Origin of the sequence: Xanthobacter autotrophicus, assembly GCF_030015065.1 — a bacterium.
Classification (GTDB): domain Bacteria; phylum Pseudomonadota; class Alphaproteobacteria; order Rhizobiales; family Xanthobacteraceae; genus Xanthobacter; species Xanthobacter autotrophicus_D.
Window position 1 is genome coordinate 1 of the sequence record NZ_JAIVFN010000272.1, and the last position, 723, is coordinate 723.

Genomic DNA, 723 nt, shown 5'->3' on the forward strand with positions numbered 1-723 from the left:
TCGAACACGATGCCGGTGCAGGACCGGGGCGATTGGGCGAGAGAGCCGCTTCAGGTGCGGACCCGTTCCGATCCGGCCGGTGCCTCCAGGTCCGAGAGCAAGGAAGCGATCAGCGCATCCGGTGCCTTGAACCGGCCGCGCCTGAGCTCCGGCGGGATGACCGCCTCGATCGCTTCCAGCTTTTCAGAGGGGTCCATGCGGAGATAGGCCTCCGTCGTGCGGATGTCGGCATGACCAAGCCACAGGGCAACCTTCCGGATGTCGTGGGTGGCCTGCAGCATGACGACCGCGCAGCTGTGCCGGAGCTGATGTGGCGAGACGCTCCGACCACGCAGCGATGAGCAGGTCTCGGCCGCTGCGCAGCATGGACGTCGCGGCGGAGTGGCGCAGAACGTGGGCGCCGCGATGGACACTTTTGACGCCGGCCCGGTCGAGGGCGCGGCGCACGATGCACTTCACGGCGATCCGGCTCAGCTGGCGGACAGGCGCCGTGTCCGTCAGGAACACCCGCGTCGTCGCGATCCGTGGCCGCGCCCGCTCGATATAGGCGAGGATGGCGTCCCCGATCTCCTGGGTCAGCGGCAGGCGCTCCTCACGCCGCGCCTTGCCAGCAAGGGTTATGCGGCCTGTCACCCAGTCGATCTCATCGAAGTCGAGGTTGGCGACTTCGCTGGCCCTGAGGCCCAGTCGGGCCAGGAGCAGGATGGCCGGTCCGAACGCGGC

The 723-nt window shown here is 68.6% G+C and carries 2 protein-coding genes; both read right to left on the reverse strand.

Translation table 11 applies throughout. From position 1 onward, the window contains the following. Nucleotides 1-50: 50 nt before the first annotated feature. Entirely contained in the window at nucleotides 51-281 is a 231-nt protein-coding gene (locus tag K9U40_RS23045; RefSeq protein WP_188079666.1) for an integrase, read from the reverse strand. Next, a complete protein-coding gene (locus tag K9U40_RS23050) occupies nucleotides 184-705 on the reverse strand; it encodes a tyrosine-type recombinase/integrase (protein ID WP_331253177.1) in 522 nt (173 codons plus the stop codon). Before K9U40_RS23050 ends, K9U40_RS23045 begins: the two co-directional genes overlap by 98 nt. Between the last annotated feature and the right edge of the window lie 18 nt (nucleotides 706-723).